The 14,859-nt window shown below is 63.6% G+C and carries 15 protein-coding genes; 5 read left to right on the forward strand and 10 right to left on the reverse strand.

The genetic code is table 11. The features are described from left to right. Positions 1 to 10 precede the first annotated feature (10 nt). The 10 genes from LB577_RS26935 to LB577_RS26980 form a co-directional block, all read right to left on the reverse strand. Positions 11 to 2,998, reverse strand: coding sequence for a 2-oxoglutarate dehydrogenase E1 component (locus LB577_RS26935; protein WP_224689625.1), 2,988 nt, complete (start codon positions 2,996 to 2,998; stop codon positions 11 to 13). A gap of 134 nt (positions 2,999 to 3,132) precedes the next feature. After that, entirely contained in the window at positions 3,133 to 4,035 is a 903-nt protein-coding gene (sucD, locus tag LB577_RS26940) for a succinate--CoA ligase subunit alpha (RefSeq protein ID WP_023768441.1), read from the reverse strand. Between the two features lie 26 nt (positions 4,036 to 4,061). Further along, a complete protein-coding gene (locus LB577_RS26945; RefSeq protein ID WP_224689626.1) occupies positions 4,062 to 4,478 on the reverse strand; it encodes a PIN domain-containing protein in 417 nt (138 codons plus the stop codon). Beyond that, the gene (locus LB577_RS26950) at positions 4,405 to 4,701 is read right to left on the reverse strand and encodes a hypothetical protein (protein ID WP_023768439.1); all 297 of its coding nucleotides are present in this window, start codon (positions 4,699 to 4,701) and stop codon (positions 4,405 to 4,407) included. The genes LB577_RS26945 and LB577_RS26950 overlap by 74 nt, the downstream gene beginning before the upstream one ends. Before the next feature lie 83 nt (positions 4,702 to 4,784). After that, positions 4,785 to 5,282, reverse strand: coding sequence for a DUF1579 family protein (locus tag LB577_RS26955; RefSeq protein ID WP_224689627.1), 498 nt, complete (start codon positions 5,280 to 5,282; stop codon positions 4,785 to 4,787). Positions 5,283 to 5,285: 3 nt separating this feature from the next. Continuing rightward, positions 5,286 to 5,657: a cupin domain-containing protein gene (locus tag LB577_RS26960; RefSeq protein ID WP_224689628.1), complete on the reverse strand. Its 372-nt coding sequence runs from the start codon at positions 5,655 to 5,657 to the stop codon at positions 5,286 to 5,288. Positions 5,658 to 5,661: 4 nt separating this feature from the next. Next, positions 5,662 to 6,855 carry an ADP-forming succinate--CoA ligase subunit beta gene (sucC, locus tag LB577_RS26965; RefSeq protein ID WP_224689629.1) on the reverse strand — a complete coding sequence of 398 codons (1,194 nt, stop codon included), beginning with the start codon at positions 6,853 to 6,855 and terminating at the stop codon, positions 5,662 to 5,664. A gap of 49 nt (positions 6,856 to 6,904) precedes the next feature. Then, positions 6,905 to 7,873, reverse strand: coding sequence for a malate dehydrogenase (gene mdh / locus LB577_RS26970; RefSeq protein ID WP_172222189.1), 969 nt, complete (start codon positions 7,871 to 7,873; stop codon positions 6,905 to 6,907). Positions 7,874 to 8,231: 358 nt separating this feature from the next. Continuing rightward, the gene (gene zapE / locus LB577_RS26975; protein ID WP_224689630.1) at positions 8,232 to 9,431 is read right to left on the reverse strand and encodes a cell division protein ZapE; all 1,200 of its coding nucleotides are present in this window, start codon (positions 9,429 to 9,431) and stop codon (positions 8,232 to 8,234) included. A gap of 185 nt (positions 9,432 to 9,616) precedes the next feature. Continuing rightward, positions 9,617 to 10,156: a protease inhibitor Inh/omp19 family protein gene (locus LB577_RS26980; protein ID WP_023778897.1), complete on the reverse strand. Its 540-nt coding sequence runs from the start codon at positions 10,154 to 10,156 to the stop codon at positions 9,617 to 9,619. 279 nt (positions 10,157 to 10,435) lie between these two features. Between LB577_RS26980 and LB577_RS26985 the strand changes: the two genes are divergently transcribed. The 5 genes from LB577_RS26985 to mtaB all read left to right on the forward strand — a co-directional run bounded on the left by LB577_RS26985 (position 10,436) and on the right by mtaB (position 14,678). Continuing rightward, on the forward strand, positions 10,436 to 11,440 hold the full coding sequence (locus LB577_RS26985) for an MBL fold metallo-hydrolase (protein ID WP_224689631.1): 1,005 nt from the start codon (positions 10,436 to 10,438) through the stop codon (positions 11,438 to 11,440). Between the two features lie 96 nt (positions 11,441 to 11,536). Then, entirely contained in the window at positions 11,537 to 12,103 is a 567-nt protein-coding gene (locus LB577_RS26990) for a hypothetical protein (protein ID WP_224689632.1), read from the forward strand. 97 nt (positions 12,104 to 12,200) lie between these two features. Continuing rightward, positions 12,201 to 12,362 (forward strand): DUF1328 family protein, encoded by a 162-nt coding sequence (locus tag LB577_RS26995; RefSeq protein WP_013892243.1) that lies wholly within the window; start codon positions 12,201 to 12,203, stop codon positions 12,360 to 12,362. Positions 12,363 to 12,435: 73 nt separating this feature from the next. Next, a complete protein-coding gene (dapF, locus tag LB577_RS27000; RefSeq protein ID WP_224689633.1) occupies positions 12,436 to 13,320 on the forward strand; it encodes a diaminopimelate epimerase in 885 nt (294 codons plus the stop codon). Continuing rightward, positions 13,320 to 14,678: a tRNA (N(6)-L-threonylcarbamoyladenosine(37)-C(2))-methylthiotransferase MtaB gene (gene mtaB / locus LB577_RS27005; protein WP_411969339.1), complete on the forward strand. Its 1,359-nt coding sequence runs from the start codon at positions 13,320 to 13,322 to the stop codon at positions 14,676 to 14,678. Before dapF ends, mtaB begins: the two co-directional genes overlap by 1 nt. Positions 14,679 to 14,859: the final 181 nt, after the last annotated feature.

A 14,859-nucleotide genomic window follows, 5' to 3' on the forward strand; every position in this document is an offset into this window, starting at 1 on the left:
CAGATCTTCTCTATTCACCAAGCGCGTCTTCGAGCAAGGCGGCGAGCTGGGCAAGGTGCTTGGACATCAGTCCGGTAGCCGGCGACGCGGACGCCGGCCGGCCGGTGTAGCGCACCCGCTGATGCTTGGCGTCGATATGTGCCAGCACCCATTCCAGATAGGGGTCGATGAAGGACCAGGCGCCCATGTTCTTGGGCTCCTCCTGGCACCACACCATCTCGGCGTTGCGGAAACGCGACAATTCGGTGATCAGCGCCTTGGCCGGGAATGGATAGAGCTGTTCGACGCGCAGCAGGTAGATGTCGTTGATGCCGCGCTTCTCGCGCTCCTCGTAGAGATCGTAATAAACCTTGCCCGTGCACAGCACGACGCGGCGGATCTTGGAATCCTTGGTGAGCTTGATCGGCTGATTGGGCAAGAGCTGGGCGTCGTCCCACAGCAGCCGGTGGAACGAGCTTTCGCCCGAGATTTCCGGCAGCGTCGACACCGCCCGCTTGTGGCGCAGCAGCGACTTCGGCGTCATCAGGATCAGCGGCTTGCGGAAATCCCGCTTCAGCTGCCGGCGCAGGATGTGGAAATAGTTGGCCGGCGTCGTGCAGTTGGCCACTTGCATGTTGTCTTCGGCGCAAAGCTGCAGGAAGCGTTCCAGGCGGGCCGAGGAGTGCTCCGGGCCCTGGCCTTCATAGCCGTGCGGCAACAGGCAGACGAGGCCCGACATTCTGAGCCACTTGCGCTCGCCGGAGGAGATGAACTGGTCGAACACCACCTGGGCGCCGTTGGCGAAGTCGCCGAACTGCGCTTCCCACAGCGTCAGCGCCTTCGGCTCGGCCAGGCTGTAGCCATATTCGAAGCCGAGCACCGCCTCTTCCGACAGCATCGAGTTGATGACTTCGTAGCCCGCCTGCGCCGCCGACAGATTGTTGAGCGGGATGTAGCGGGTCTCGTCGCGCTGGTCGTAGAGCACCGAATGGCGCTGCGAGAAGGTGCCGCGTTCGGAATCCTGCCCCGAGAGGCGGATCGGGTTGCCGTCGAGCAGGATGGCGCCGAAGGCCAGCGCCTCGGCCGTCGACCAGTCGATGCCTTCGCCCGATTCGATCGCCTCGCGGCGGTTCTCGAGGAAGCGGATGATCGTCTTGTGCGCCTCGAAGCCCTTCGGCACCTCGGTCAGCTTCTTGCCGATCTCCTTCAGCGTCTTGACCGGGACGGCGGTCTTGCCGCGCCTTTGTTCGTCCTGGTTGTCGGCCGTGCGCAGGCCCGACCAGGCGCCGTCGAGCCAGTCGGCCTTGTTGGGCTTGTAGTGCTGGCCGACTTCCCATTCCTGCTCCAGGTGCGCGCGCCAGTCGGCCTTCATCTGGTCGAGTTCGGCCTGGCTGATATGGCCCTCGGCGATCAGCCGCTCGCCATAGATCTGCACCGTCGTCTTATGGGTGCGGATGTTGCGGTACATGATCGGCTGGGTGAAAGCCGGCTCGTCGCCCTCATTGTGGCCGAAGCGGCGGTAGCAGAACATGTCGACCACAACGGGCTTGTGGAACTTCATGCGGAATTCGATCGCCACCTTGGTGGCGTGCACCACGGCTTCCGGATCGTCGCCGTTGACGTGGAAGATCGGCGCCTCGATCATCTTGGCGACGTCGGACGGATAGGGCGACGAGCGCGAGAAGCGCGGATTGGTGGTGAAGCCGATCTGGTTGTTGATGATGAAATGCAGCGTGCCGGCGACGCGGTGGCCGCGCAGGCCCGACAGGCCGAGGATTTCGGCGATCACGCCCTGGCCGGCGAAGGCGGCGTCGCCATGCAGCAGCAGCGGCAGCACCTTGGCGCGCTCCTCCAGCGGCACGATCTCCTCGCGGCCGCGACCGAACAGAGAGTCCTGCTTGGCGCGCGCCTTGCCCATCACCACCGGATCGACGATCTCCAGATGCGAGGGGTTGGCGGTCAGCGACAGATGCACCTTGTTGCCGTCGAACTCGCGGTCCGACGAGGCGCCGAGATGGTACTTGACGTCGCCCGAGCCCTCGACCTCGTCAGGTGCGGCGGAGCCACCCTTGAACTCGTGGAAAATGGCGCGGTGCGGCTTGGCCATCACCTGGCTGAGCACGTTCAGCCGGCCGCGATGGGCCATGCCGAGTACGATTTCCTTCATGCCGAGCTGGCCGCCGCGCTTGACGATCTGCTCCAGCGCCGGGATCAGCGCTTCACTGCCGTCGAGGCCGAAACGCTTGGTGCCCTTGTACTTGACGTCGATGAACTGCTCGAAGCCTTCCGCCTCCACCAGCTTCGAAAGGATCGCCTTCTTGCCGGTGGCGGTGAAGGAGATTTCCTTGTCGGCGCCTTCGATACGCGCCTGGATCCAGGCCTTTTCCTCGGGATCGGAGATGTGCATGAACTCGACGCCGAGCGTCGAGCAATAGGTGCGGGTCAGGATCTCCAGCATCTGCCGGATAGAGCCGAATTCGAGGCCGAGCACGTTGTCGAGGAAGATCGGCCGGTCGTAGTCGGCTTCGGTGAAGCCGTAATTCTCAGGCGACAATTCATTGTAGTCCTCGAGCGGCTTGGCGATGCCGAGCGGGTCGAGATTGGCGTGCAGATGGCCGCGCATGCGGTAGGCGCGGATCATCATGATGGCGCGCACGGAATCGCGCGTCGCCTGGTGCACATCGGCATCGGACAGGACCACGCCGTTGGTGACCGCCTTGTCCTTGACCTTCTTTTCGATCGTCTTCTCGACGATGCCCCAATTGCCGTCGAGCGCCGAAACCAGTTCGCCATTGGCCTGCAGCGGCCAGGAGGGCTTTGCCCAGGAAGCGCCCTTGGCGTTCCTGCGCACATCGCCGGCATCGTCTTTCAGCCCGGCGAAGAACTCCTGCCACTCGGGATTGACCGAGGCGGGATCGTCCTCATAGGCGGCATAGAGCGCGTCGATATAGTCCGCGTTGCCGCCATAGAGGAAAGAGGTGAGCGAAAACTGGTCGTTGGCCTGATCTTGTCGTGCCATTTTTTGTCTGCGGAGCCCGGCTCCGTCTCCTGTTTTTGGAGGGGAGTAGGGCAGTAGGGGAGTAAGGCAGTAGGGAAAGCAGCAGCGCTCGTCCCGTTCTTCCTATTCCCCTACTGCCCTACTCCCTTACTGCCTTAACCCTTGATCGCCTCGACCAGCGTCGTGCCCAGCCGTGCCGGCGACGGCGATACCTTGATGCCGGCCGATTCCATCGCCGCGATCTTGTCTTCCGCGCCGCCCTTGCCGCCGGAGATGACCGCGCCCGCGTGGCCCATGGTGCGGCCGGCCGGCGCCGTGCGCCCGGCGATGAAGCCGGCCATCGGCTTCTTGCGGCCACGCTTGGCTTCGTCCTTGAGGAACTGCGCGGCGTCTTCCTCGGCCGAACCGCCGATCTCGCCGATCATGATGATCGACTTGGTCTCGTCGTCGGCGAGGAACATCTCGAGCACGTCGATGAACTCGGTGCCCTTGACGGGGTCGCCGCCAATGCCGACGGCGGTGGTCTGGCCGAGGCCGACATTGGTGGTCTGGAACACTGCCTCATAGGTAAGTGTTCCCGAGCGCGAAACAACGCCGACCGAGCCCTTGCGGAAGATGTTGCCGGGCATGATGCCGATCTTGCATTCGTTGGGGGTGAGCACGCCCGGGCAGTTCGGCCCGATCAGCCGCGAGGCCGAGCGGTCGAGCCGCGCCTTGACCTTGATCATGTCCATCACCGGAATGCCTTCGGTGATGCAGATGATCAGCGGGATCTCGGCCTCGATCGCTTCCAGGATGGCTTCGGCGGCACCCGCCGGCGGCACGTAGACGACGGACGCGTTGGCGCCGGTCTTTGCCTTGCCTTCGGCGACGGTGGCGAAGATCGGCAGGTTCTCGCCCTTCGACCCGGTCCAGGTCTCGCCGCCCTTCTTGGGATGGATGCCGCCCACCATCTTGGTGCCATGATAGGCCAGCGCCTGTTCAGTGTGGAACGTGCCGGTCTTGCCGGTCAGGCCCTGCACCAGCACCTTGGTGTTCTTGTCGACGAGAATGGACATGGGTGATGCGCCTCTGAATTCAGCGATTACAAGAAAGGATTGACGGCTCGGACCGAGCCATAAACCTGGTTGTGATTGAGGTCTTCGGTGTAGAAAATCGGCGCGCCGAGCCGCTCCGCGGCTGCGAGCAGCGCTGCGTCGTAGTATTTAAGCTGATAGCGGCGCGCGACACGAAGTCCTGCGATGACATAGGCCTGGTCGACCGGGACAAACGGCAACGTGCCGAGGAACACCAGCCACTGATCGACCACTGCGTCGGCAGAGACTGACTTGCGTCTTGCAACGTTTGCGAACTCGGCCAAGGTCTGGCCAGAGACGCCGAAGACAGTCTCCAGCACAAGCCTTTGCGCGATATCGTGTCGGCGAGGATCACTTGTCCTCTCCGAAGCCGCGTACAGCAGGACGTTCGAGTCGAGAAAGCATTCTATCTTCTCGTTCGGCATAGATCTCGTCCCGATTCCATTTGTACGCCGGGCCCAGGTCGAGCGGAGTTTCGGCCATCAGCCTACGCATACCTTCCCGCGCCCAGGCAATCCGGTCTTCCTGCTCGACTTCATGCGCAAGCAGTGAACGAATAAGGGCGTTGAGCGTCGTCTTGCGGCGTTCGGCTAGGCCTCGCGCCTTTTCCAGCAGAGCCTCGTCCATGGCCAGGGTGACGTTCTTCATCGTTCATCTCCACATAAATACACAGCCATTATATGTGTGATTATGTGTAATTCTTCAACCGCCTTACCCACGAGCTCGATCATTCAGCCTTCCCCTATCGCGGAAGGCGGGACGCGCCGGTAGAGGCCGCTCACCATGTCTTGCCAGCCGTCGCTGCCGACAGGCTGGAATTGCAGCCGCATGCGATAGCTGTCGCTGCCATCGAAATCGTAGCTCACGCGTGCGGCCCCGCGCGGTGACGAGCGCAGCAGCGTCAGCCTATTGCCGTCCCACGTGCCCGTGGCCGGCGAGGCCGGCACGAAACCCATCGAATCGAACTGGTGCATGGTCACCGCGCCGCTTTGCTGGTCGAAGCCGAACACATTGTGCGCGCCGAACGAAACCGTGCCGTCGCGGCGCTGGCGATAGCGTTGCACCACGAACAGGCCGCCGAACTGTGCCTCCGCCAGCACTTCGGAAGTCGCCGTGCCGGCATCGGTCCATTGCGTGCCCGCCACCTCTTCCTCGCCGCGCCAGGCGCCGACCAGCGCCTGCAGGCGCTGGTGATCGGCCGAGAGCGAGGAGAAGGGGGACGCGTTCATGGCTCAGAGCCGCTTCAGGTCGGTGACGGTAAGATCGCTCTTGGCATTGCCGGTGTTGAGCGTCGTCGCCGGCTCGAACATCAGCACCACTGGCTCGGCGGTCAGCGAGCGCGGCCGGTGCTCGACGCCACGCGGCACGACGATGAAATCGCCCTCGCCAAGCTCGACCGGACCATCGCGGAAATCGATGGCGATACGGCCGCGCAGCACCAGGAAGGCTTCGTCCTCATGGTCATGCGCGTGCCAGTCGAAGGCCTCGCCGAACTTGGCGACCTTCGCCTGGCTGTCATTGACGTCGCCGGCGATATGCGGATCGAAGACCTTGGTGATCTTTTGATCCGCAGCCTCGACCAGGTTTATCTTGCGCGGAGGCACCGGCTCAGCCCTTCACCGCCGCCACGATCTTCTTGGCCGCGTCGTCGAGATCGTCGGCCGACACCACGTTCAAGCCGCTGTCGTTGATGATCCTCTTGCCGAGCTCGGCATTGGTGCCTTCGAGACGCACCACCAGCGGCACCTTTAGCCCAACTTCCTTGACCGCGGCGATGACGCCCTCGGCGATGATGTCGCACTTCATGATGCCGCCGAAGATGTTGATCAAAATGCCTTTGACGGCCGGATCCTTGGTGATGATCTTGAACGCCGCCGTCACCTTCTCCTTCGACGCACCGCCGCCGACATCGAGGAAGTTGGCGGGTTCGGCGCCGTAGAGCTTGATGATGTCCATCGTCGCCATGGCAAGGCCGGCGCCGTTGACCATGCAGCCGATATTGCCGTCGAGGGCCACATAGGCGAGGTCGTATTTCGACGCCTCGATTTCCTTCTCGTCCTCTTCGGTGGTGTCGCGCAGTTCGAGCACGTCGGGGTGACGGAACAGCGCGTTGTTGTCGAACGACACCTTGGCGTCGAGCACGCGCAGCCGGCCGGTCTTCATGACGATCAGCGGGTTGACCTCGAGCAGGCTCATGTCCTTCTCGACGAAGGCCTTGTAGAGGATCGGAAACAGCGTATCGCCGTCCTTGGCCGCGTCGCCGTCGAGCTTCAGCGCGCCGTTGAGCGCCTTCAGATCGGCTGATGTGACGCCCTTTTCCGGGTCGATGGCGACGGTGATGATCTTTTCCGGCGTGTCATGCGCGACCGCCTCGATGTCCATGCCGCCTTCGGTCGAGACGACGAAGGCAACGCGGCCGACCGAGCGGTCGACCAGGATCGACAGATAGAGCTCGCGCTCGATGTCGGCGCCGTCCTCGATATAGAGGCGGTTGACCTGCTTGCCGGCCGGGCCGGTCTGCTTGGTCACCAGCGTGTGGCCGAGCATCTCGTTGGCGTTGGCGACGACGTCGGCCACCGACTTCGCCAGCCGCACACCACCCTTGGCGTCGGGGCCGAGTTCCTTGAATTTGCCCTTGCCGCGGCCGCCGGCATGGATCTGGCTCTTCACCACATAGAGCGGACCGGGCAGCGCCTTGGCGGCGGCTTCGGCCTCGCTTGCCTTGAACACCGGCACGCCTTCGGCCACCGGCGCGCCAAAGCTCTTCAGCAGCGCCTTGCCTTGATATTCATGGATGTTCATTGGGAACTATCTCCAAGTCTTTTTGCCGGGATTGACGTTTTGGCGGGGTTCACTTCGAGGCGAGCTGCGGCGCGATCTTGACGCAGGCCTCGGTCAGGCCCTGCACGGTCGCCACCGAACTGTCGAACATCTTCTGCTCGGCCTTGTTGAGGTCGATCTCGATGATGCGCTCGACACCGCCGGCGCCGATCACCACGGGCACGCCGACATAGGTGCCCTTGACGCCATACTGGCCGGAGAGGTGGGCAGCACACGGCAGCACGCGCTTCTTGTCCTTGAGATAGGCTTCGGCCATCTGGATCGCCGAGGCGGCCGGGGCGTAATAGGCCGAGCCGGTCTTGAGCAGGCCGACGATCTCGGCGCCGCCGTCGCGGGTGCGCTGCACGATCTGGTCGAGCTTTTCCTTCGAGGTCCAGCCCATCTTGATCAGGTCGGGCAGCGGAATGCCTGACACCGTCGAATAGCGGATCATCGGCACCATGGAATCGCCATGACCGCCGAGCACGAAGGCGGTGACGTCCTCGACCGAGACCTTGAATTCCTCGGCCAGGAAATAGCGGAAGCGCGCGCTGTCGAGCACGCCGGCCATGCCGACGACATGGGTCTTGGGCAGGCCGGAAAACTTCTGCAGCGCCCAGACCATGGCATCGAGCGGGTTGGTGATGCAGATGACGAAAGCCTTCGGCGCGTACTTCTTCAGACCGGCGCCGACCTGTTCCATGACCTTGAGGTTGATGCCGAGCAGGTCGTCGCGGCTCATGCCCGGCTTGCGCGGCACGCCTGCGGTGACGATGCAGACATCGGCACCCTCGATACCGGCATAATCGTTGACGCCGGTCAGCCGCGAGTCAAAACCATCGACCGGCGATGACTGCGCGATATCGAGCCCCTTGCCTTGCGGAATACCCTCGGCAATATCGAACAGCACCACATCGCCGAGGTCCTTGAGGCCGATCATGTGGGCCAGCGTGCCGCCGATCATGCCCGAGCCGATAAGCGCTATCTTGTTGCGTGCCATGTGAGGATGTTTTCCCTTTGTCTGTGACTGCGCCCAAATCTTTGACGACTTGATGACGGCGTCGAGGAAGAGGCCGGAATGCAGCGGAAACCCGCGAGATTTCGCCGCACCCAATAGCCCCGGTGCAAGATAAATTCAAACGATTATTTTGGGGTGAGCATTTTCAATCGGTTAGATGGTTTGGGATTTACGTAAACGTCAAAGTTTGTAAGCCGACTTGTTGGATATTATACAATTAGAGTGGCAACCAGAAGGCTGGAAGAGGCGATGACGCCCTTGTGATGCGGGTCGCCGAGGATGTGAGTTTTAAACGGCGGCGGGACAGAGGGGGCGCGAAGGATCGCGAACTTTCTCGTCTCTAAGCCTGCGCCTGCGACGCTTCTGTCGGCTCCGGCGCCTTCCGCCGCTCGGCCCAGTCCTCCAGCCAGTCGCGGCTCTGCATCTCGATCAGGCGTGAGGCCGTGCGTTCGAACTCGAACACCTCGATGCCGCGCTTGGCCACATAGAGCTCGTGGGGTGCGGCCTCGGCGCTCACCACCAGCCGTACATGATGGTCGTAGAGCGTGTCGATCAGGAGGATGAAGCGCTTGGCCTCGTTGCGCTTGCCTTCGCCCAGCACCGGCACGTGATCGATGAAGACAGTCGAAAAACGCCGGGCGATGGCCAGGAAATCGCGCGCGCCGTGCGGCTTTTCGCAGAGATCGGCGAAGGAAAACCGCGCCGCGTCGCCCGCCGCAGCCGGCACGATCACTTGCCTTCCCTTCAGCGTCAGCGACGTCGCAGCCGTCGGCGCGCCGCGCGTCATCGTCCGCCAGGCCTCATCGAGCGCCCGGTCGGCCACCGTATCGTCCGGCACGACATAGACCGGCGTGCGGGCGAGCTTTTCCAGCCGGTAATCCTTGTCTGCGTCGAGCGACAGCACCTGCGCGTGCCGTTCCAATATGCCGATGAAGGGCAGGAACAGCTGGCGGTTCAGCCCGTCGCGATAGAGATCTTCCGGCGCCACGTTCGAGGTGGCGACAAGCACGACGCCATTGGTGAACAACGCCGAAAACAGCCGCGACAGGATCATCGCGTCGGCGATGTCGGTGACCGAGAATTCGTCGAAGCACAGCACCCAGGCCTGCTCGGCCAAGGCTTTTGCCACAGGCGGGATCGGATCGTCTTCTTTGACGTCACCATTCTTGCGCGCCTGCCGGTGCCTCTGGATGCGGTCCTGCACGTCGGCCATGAAGTCGTTGAAATGGACGCGGCGCTTGCGCCGGACCGGCAGCAGCTCGAAGAACATGTCCATCAGCATGGTCTTGCCGCGGCCGACGCCGCCATGGATGTAGAGGCCCCTGACGAGGTCCCGCGTCTCGCGCTTGCGGGCGAACAGCCAGCCCAGCGCACTCGATTTGTGGGCCAGCCGTTTTGCCGAAATTTCCGATGTCAGCCGGTCGAGCGCGGCCGCGATGCGTTCCTGCGCCGGATCGCGCTCGATCGCGCCGGTGTCCACCAGATGGTCGTAGCGCTGCCTGACGGTCGCATGGGTCTGGAGGCCGTCACGCAGATGCATCGGTCACGTCGTTTGTACAGAGCAAGAATCCTCAGGGACTAGGTGTGTTGAGATTCAGGTCAGGCCGAGCCGAGAATGGTGGCTTTCGAGAACCGGAGCGGAGCGTATTTAAAGTACGTGAGCACCGGAAGCGCAGAAAACCGCCGTTCGCAGGCCGGCATCACCTGAATATCGGCATACATAGCCTACCTTGTAAGCGAAATCGCCTGGCCGCTGGAAGTCTGACCGTCGAATTTGGAGCCGCCCGAGGAATAGAGCCGCGCCAGCGAACCGCCATTCTCGTCATAGAGCGTCAACTGCTTGCCGGCTACATTCCAGGACTTGATGCCGTCGATCGGCGCCGGGCAATGCAGCGGCCCGGCGCGGAAGCCGGCGCCGAACTTGGTCTGCGGCGTCGCCACCTTGCAGCTCTGGCCGGCAACGCTGACGTTCCATACGCCGGCGACGCTGGCCGCACTGAGGTCCGCGGCCCCTGCCGGCGCTGTGCCATCCGGCGGCAAGGACGCGACCTGCGTGTTCGCCGGCGCTGTCGGGAATTGCGCTGGGTCGGTGGTGCCGGGCGCGGCCGGCGGCGGCAGCTGGTTCGAGGTCACCTGGCCAGCCGGGGCCGGCTGCAGCGGCGCCGGCTGCTGGTCGTCCATCGACGAGAAGCGTGAGGTCGAGCAGCCGCCCGCAAAAAGCGCTGCAAACGATACGGCCACCAGACCGCTTTTCGAAAAATTCATTACAACCTCCGTCGGATCCGGCTGGGGGGATGCCGTCCGCGCAATCTCACCTCCACCAAGATGGAGAAGGTGGCGAAATTTCAACCCGATATGGTTAAAATAGGGTTTGCAGCAAGATTTGTTGCAAATTTGTCGCTATGACATGGACCGGAGCTTCGCCGTTCGGCCTCGACGATCACAAATGGAGAAGCGTCCATCCCTGTCATTCTCGTGACGGCTGCTTGCACGAATCGGCGCAGATCCTATGTCTAGGGGCCGAAATCCGCTGGAGCGCAGACGTTGGCCGCGAGGAAGAAAACCGCCAACCGCTATTACAGCGGCCCGCCCAGCGACCATTTCGATGGCACCCTCTTCTTCAATCCTGGCGGCCAGCCGCCCGGGCGTTTCGCCGACGCGCTCAAATGGCAGTTCAACGGCCAACGCGCGAAGTGGCCCGCGGCCGATCCGAGCCCTTTTCCGCAGGCAAGGCCGGCAGCGAAGGTCGAAGGTGCCAACCTCGCGGTGACCATGATCGGCCACGCCACGCTGCTGGTCCAGACCGCTGGGCTGAACATCCTCACTGATCCGGTCTGGTCGCAACGCGCATCGCCGTTTTCCTTTGCCGGACCGAAGCGCGTCAACCCGCCGGGCATCGCCTTTGCCGATTTGCCGCCCATCGACCTCGTGCTGGTCAGCCACAATCATTACGACCATCTCGATCTCGCCACGCTCAGGCAGCTGAAAGCCGGCCATGACCCGCTGCTGATCACTCCGCTCGGCAATGACATGCTGATTGGCCAGGCGGTTCCCGGCATGCGGCTGGCGGCGCATGACTGGGGCGACAGGGTCGACATCGGCAGTGGCGTTGTCGTCCATATCGAGCCGGCGCATCACTGGTCGGCACGCGGCACCCGCGACCGGCGCATGGCGCTGTGGGCCGGCTTCGTTGTCGAGACACCGGACGGCAAGATCTATTTCGCCGGCGATACCGGCTTCCACGATGGCATCAACTACCAGCTGATGGCTGACAAGCATGGCGGCTTCCGCTTCGCCATCCTGCCGATCGGCGCCTACGAGCCGCGCTGGTTCATGGCACCCCAGCACCAGAACCCGGAGGAAGCGGTGCAAGGCATGAAACTGTGCAATGCGGCTTTCGCCGCCGGCTGCCACTGGGGCACCTTCCAGCTCACCGATGAGCCGATCGACGAGCCGGTCCGGAAACTGGCCGAGGCGCTTGCGGCCGAGCAGCTGCCGCCGGAGCGCTTTCGCGCCTTGCGGCCCGGCGAAGTCTGGAACGTGCCCTGAGGTCAGGCCTTGGCATCTGCCAGGATTGGCGTTTACCTCACGCCGGTTTTCGCCCACCATGATGTCGTGATGTTTCGAGGAACGGAGTCGCGTCTCATGAAAACAATCCTGGCAGCCCTCGTCGTCACCGCAATCTCCACCTCGATGGCCTTTGCCGGTGAGATCGGCGACCGTGCCGCCGAAGCGGAAAAGCTGCTCCAGTCCGGTGATTCCGCCGGCGCGCTGGAAAAGTTCCGCGGTGCCGAGGACGCGCTGTGGGAGGCGATGCCGCTCGCCGTGCTCAACGTCAAGCACGTCGACACGGCGGCGGGTTTCGGCATCTACACCGAGCGCGCGAACCACATCTACAAACCCGGCGAGAAGATCGTGCTCTACATGGAGCCGGTCGGCTACGGTTACGGCTCCGACGGGCTCGGCAACAAGCAGATCTCGCTTTCGGTCGATCTGACCGTGGTCTCCGCATCCGGCGAGGAACTCGGCAAAATGGAGAAGATCAGCCGCGTCCAGGTCGCCTCGCGCTCGCGCAACCGCGAGCTGTTCTTCAAGCTGGACCTGTCCCTCGATGGCTTGCCGCCCGGCAAATACCGCTGCGACTTCCTCATGCACGACGAGAATTCGAGCAAGACGGGGCCGTTCAGCACCGACATCGAGATCGCCGGCTAGGTTTCGCCGCTGACATTCCCTCGCGAGCGACGGAACCCAAGCACGACAGCAGCGTTTTCATGCAGTTACAAAATCTGTCGGCTCGAGAGGCATTTCCATGCTCAGATGGATCATCATTCTCCTGATCATCGCCGCCGCTGCCAGCCTGCTCGGCATGCCGGCGTTGGCCGGGGCCGCAGCCACTGGCGCACGCATCCTCATCGGTATCGTGCTCATCATCTTCCTGCTGATCTTGTTTGGGGTCTTCGCCGTGACGTAAAGCGGCTGCGCACTGGTAATTCCCGCCCGTTTCCGCCATATAGCGCCAAACGGACACGGAACTTTTCGGAGCGATGGCAAGCACGACCCCTTTCGCCAAGATGAACGGCATCGGCAACGAGATCATCGTCGCCGATATGCGCGGCCGCGCCGATCGGGTGACGGCGGCCGCGGCGATCGCGCTCAACGCGGATGCCGCGACCGGCTTCGACCAGATCATGGCGATCCACGACGCGAGGACGCCGGGCACCGCCTTTTTCATCGACATATTGAATTCCGACGGCACCGGTGCACAGGCTTGCGGCAACGGCATGCGCTGCGTCGTCCAGGCGCTCGCCGCCGAGACCGGCCAGAAGAGCTTCACCTTCGAGACCGTCGCCGGCATCCTCAACGCCAGTGAACATGCCGACGGCTCGATCTCGGTCGACATGGGCATGCCGCGTTTCGGCTGGCAGGACATTCCGCTGGCCGAAGAATTCCGCGACACCCGCATGATCGAATTGCAGATCGGCCCGATCGACGCACCGGTGCTGCATTCCCCCTCCGCCGTCTCGATGGGCAACCCGCACGCCATCTTCTGGGTCGACCGCGACGTCTGGTCCTACGAGCTCGACCGTTTCGGCCCGCTGCTCGAGAACCACCCGATCTTCCCCGAACGCGCCAACATCACCATCGCGCAGGTCACGTCGCCCGAGAGCATGATCATTCGCACCTGGGAACGCGGCGCCGGCCTGACCAAGGCCTGCGGCTCCGCCTCCTGCGCCGCCGTGGTGGCAGCGGCCCGCACCAGGCGGACCGGGCGCAGCGTCAGCCTGCTGACCCCCGGCGGCGGCACGCTGCATGTCGAATGGCGCGACGACGACCATGTCATCCTGACCGGTGCCGCCGAATGGGAATTTTCCGGCAGCTTCGATCCCTCGACCGGCGCCTGGGCCCGCGACACCGAAAGCGCGGCCTGATGTCGGCCCTGTCGAAGAGCCCTGTCTTCGAGGGCTCCCTCTCCGAGGCCCCCCGTTCCAATGGCCCCCGTTCCAATGGCATCGACGTGGTGACCTTCGGCTGCCGGCTGAACACCTATGAATCCGAAGTGATGCGGCGCGAGGCCGAAACCGCGGGTCTCGGCGCGCTGGACGGCGGTGCCGTGATCTTCAACACCTGCGCCGTCACCGGCGAGGCCGTGCGCCAGGCCAGGCAGGCGATCCGCAAGGCGCGCCGCGACAACCCGCAGGCGCGCATCATCGTCACCGGCTGCGCTGCGCAAACCGAGCCCGAAAAATTCGCCGCTATGGACGAGGTCGATCTCGTGCTTGGCAATGAGGAGAAGCTGAAGGCGCACTCTTATCGCGCGCTGCCGGATTTCGGTATCAACGACACCGAAAAGGCCCGCGTCAACGACATCTTCTCGGTGCGCGAGACCGCCGGCCATATGGTCGACGCCATCGAGGGCCGGGCGCGTGCGTTCGTCCAGGTTCAGAACGGCTGCGACCATCGCTGCACCTTCTGCATCATCCCTTACGGCCGCGGCAATTCGCGCTCGGTGCCGATGGGCGCCGTGGTCGAGCAGGTCAAGCGTCTCGCCGGCAACGGTTATGCCGAGATCGTGCTGACCGGCGTCGACATGACGTCTTTCGGCGCCGACCTGCCGGGTGCGCCCAAGCTCGGCAAACTTGTGAAGACGATCCTCAGACAGGTGCCGGACGTGAAGCGCCTGCGGCTGTCGTCGATCGATTCCATCGAGGCCGACGACGACCTGCTCGACGCCATCGCCACCGAGCCCAGGCTGATGCCGCACCTGCATCTGTCGCTGCAATCGGGCGACGACATGATCCTGAAGCGCATGAAGCGCCGCCATCTGCGCGACCAGTCGATCCGCTTCTGCGAGGATGTGCGCAAGCTGCGTCCTGCAATCGTTTTCGGCGCCGACATCATCGCCGGCTTCCCGACCGAAACCGACGACATGTTCGAGAACTCGATAGATATCGTCGCGGAATGCGGCCTGACCCATCTCCACGTCTTTCCGTTCAGCCCGCGCGAAGGCACGCCTGCCGCACGCATGCCGCAGCTGCGCCGCGAGGTGGTCAAGCAGCGCGCCGCCCGGCTGCGCGCGGCCGGTGAAGCCGCCTATCGCCGTCACCTGTCGTCACTTCCCGGCACCCGCCAGTCGATCTTGATCGAGCGTGATGGGCTTGGCCGCACCGAAGGCTTCACCCTTGCCGCACTCGGCGCCGGCAGCCCGGGCGAGATCGTCGAAGCGACAATTACTGGCCAAGATGGCGCCCGGCTGATCGCGGCCCCGCTTGCCGCTTGCGCCGCCTGAGAAACGCAAAGCATGGCTGGTTTTTTCAAGAAGATATTTTCGTTCGGCAAGAAAGAAATTGTCGAGGAGCGGGTCGACGAGACCGCGCCCCTCCCGCCGATCAAATGGGATGCGCTGGACGCACTGAAGCCGGCGGCCGAACCTGCGCCCCACCCTCCCCTCGATGGGGAGGGTCGCCACG

Origin of the sequence: Mesorhizobium sp. B283B1A (genome assembly GCF_020165735.1) — a bacterium.
GTDB lineage: Bacteria > Pseudomonadota > Alphaproteobacteria > Rhizobiales > Rhizobiaceae > Mesorhizobium > Mesorhizobium opportunistum.

Excerpts from the sequence above, each read along its gene's own strand:
- LB577_RS26935 (WP_224689625.1), bottom strand. The coding sequence starts at position 2,998 with ATGGCACGACAAGATCAGGCCAACGACCAGTTTTCGCTCACCTCTTTC.
- LB577_RS26980 (WP_023778897.1), bottom strand. The coding sequence starts at position 10,156 with ATGAATTTTTCGAAAAGCGGTCTGGTGGCCGTATCGTTTGCAGCGCTT.
- LB577_RS26995 (WP_013892243.1), top strand. The coding sequence starts at position 12,201 with ATGCTCAGATGGATCATCATTCTCCTGATCATCGCCGCCGCTGCCAGC.
- LB577_RS26990 (WP_224689632.1), top strand. The coding sequence starts at position 11,537 with ATGAAAACAATCCTGGCAGCCCTCGTCGTCACCGCAATCTCCACCTCG.
- LB577_RS26955 (WP_224689627.1), bottom strand. The coding sequence starts at position 5,282 with ATGAACGCGTCCCCCTTCTCCTCGCTCTCGGCCGATCACCAGCGCCTG.
- dapF (WP_224689633.1), top strand. The coding sequence starts at position 12,436 with ATGGCAAGCACGACCCCTTTCGCCAAGATGAACGGCATCGGCAACGAG.
- mtaB (WP_411969339.1), top strand. The coding sequence starts at position 13,320 with ATGTCGGCCCTGTCGAAGAGCCCTGTCTTCGAGGGCTCCCTCTCCGAG.
- zapE (WP_224689630.1), bottom strand. The coding sequence starts at position 9,431 with ATGCATCTGCGTGACGGCCTCCAGACCCATGCGACCGTCAGGCAGCGC.
- sucD (WP_023768441.1), bottom strand. The coding sequence starts at position 4,035 with ATGTCCATTCTCGTCGACAAGAACACCAAGGTGCTGGTGCAGGGCCTG.
- LB577_RS26950 (WP_023768439.1), bottom strand. The coding sequence starts at position 4,701 with ATGAAGAACGTCACCCTGGCCATGGACGAGGCTCTGCTGGAAAAGGCG.
- sucC (WP_224689629.1), bottom strand. The coding sequence starts at position 6,855 with ATGAACATCCATGAATATCAAGGCAAGGCGCTGCTGAAGAGCTTTGGC.
- mdh (WP_172222189.1), bottom strand. The coding sequence starts at position 7,873 with ATGGCACGCAACAAGATAGCGCTTATCGGCTCGGGCATGATCGGCGGC.
- LB577_RS26945 (WP_224689626.1), bottom strand. The coding sequence starts at position 4,478 with ATGCCGAACGAGAAGATAGAATGCTTTCTCGACTCGAACGTCCTGCTG.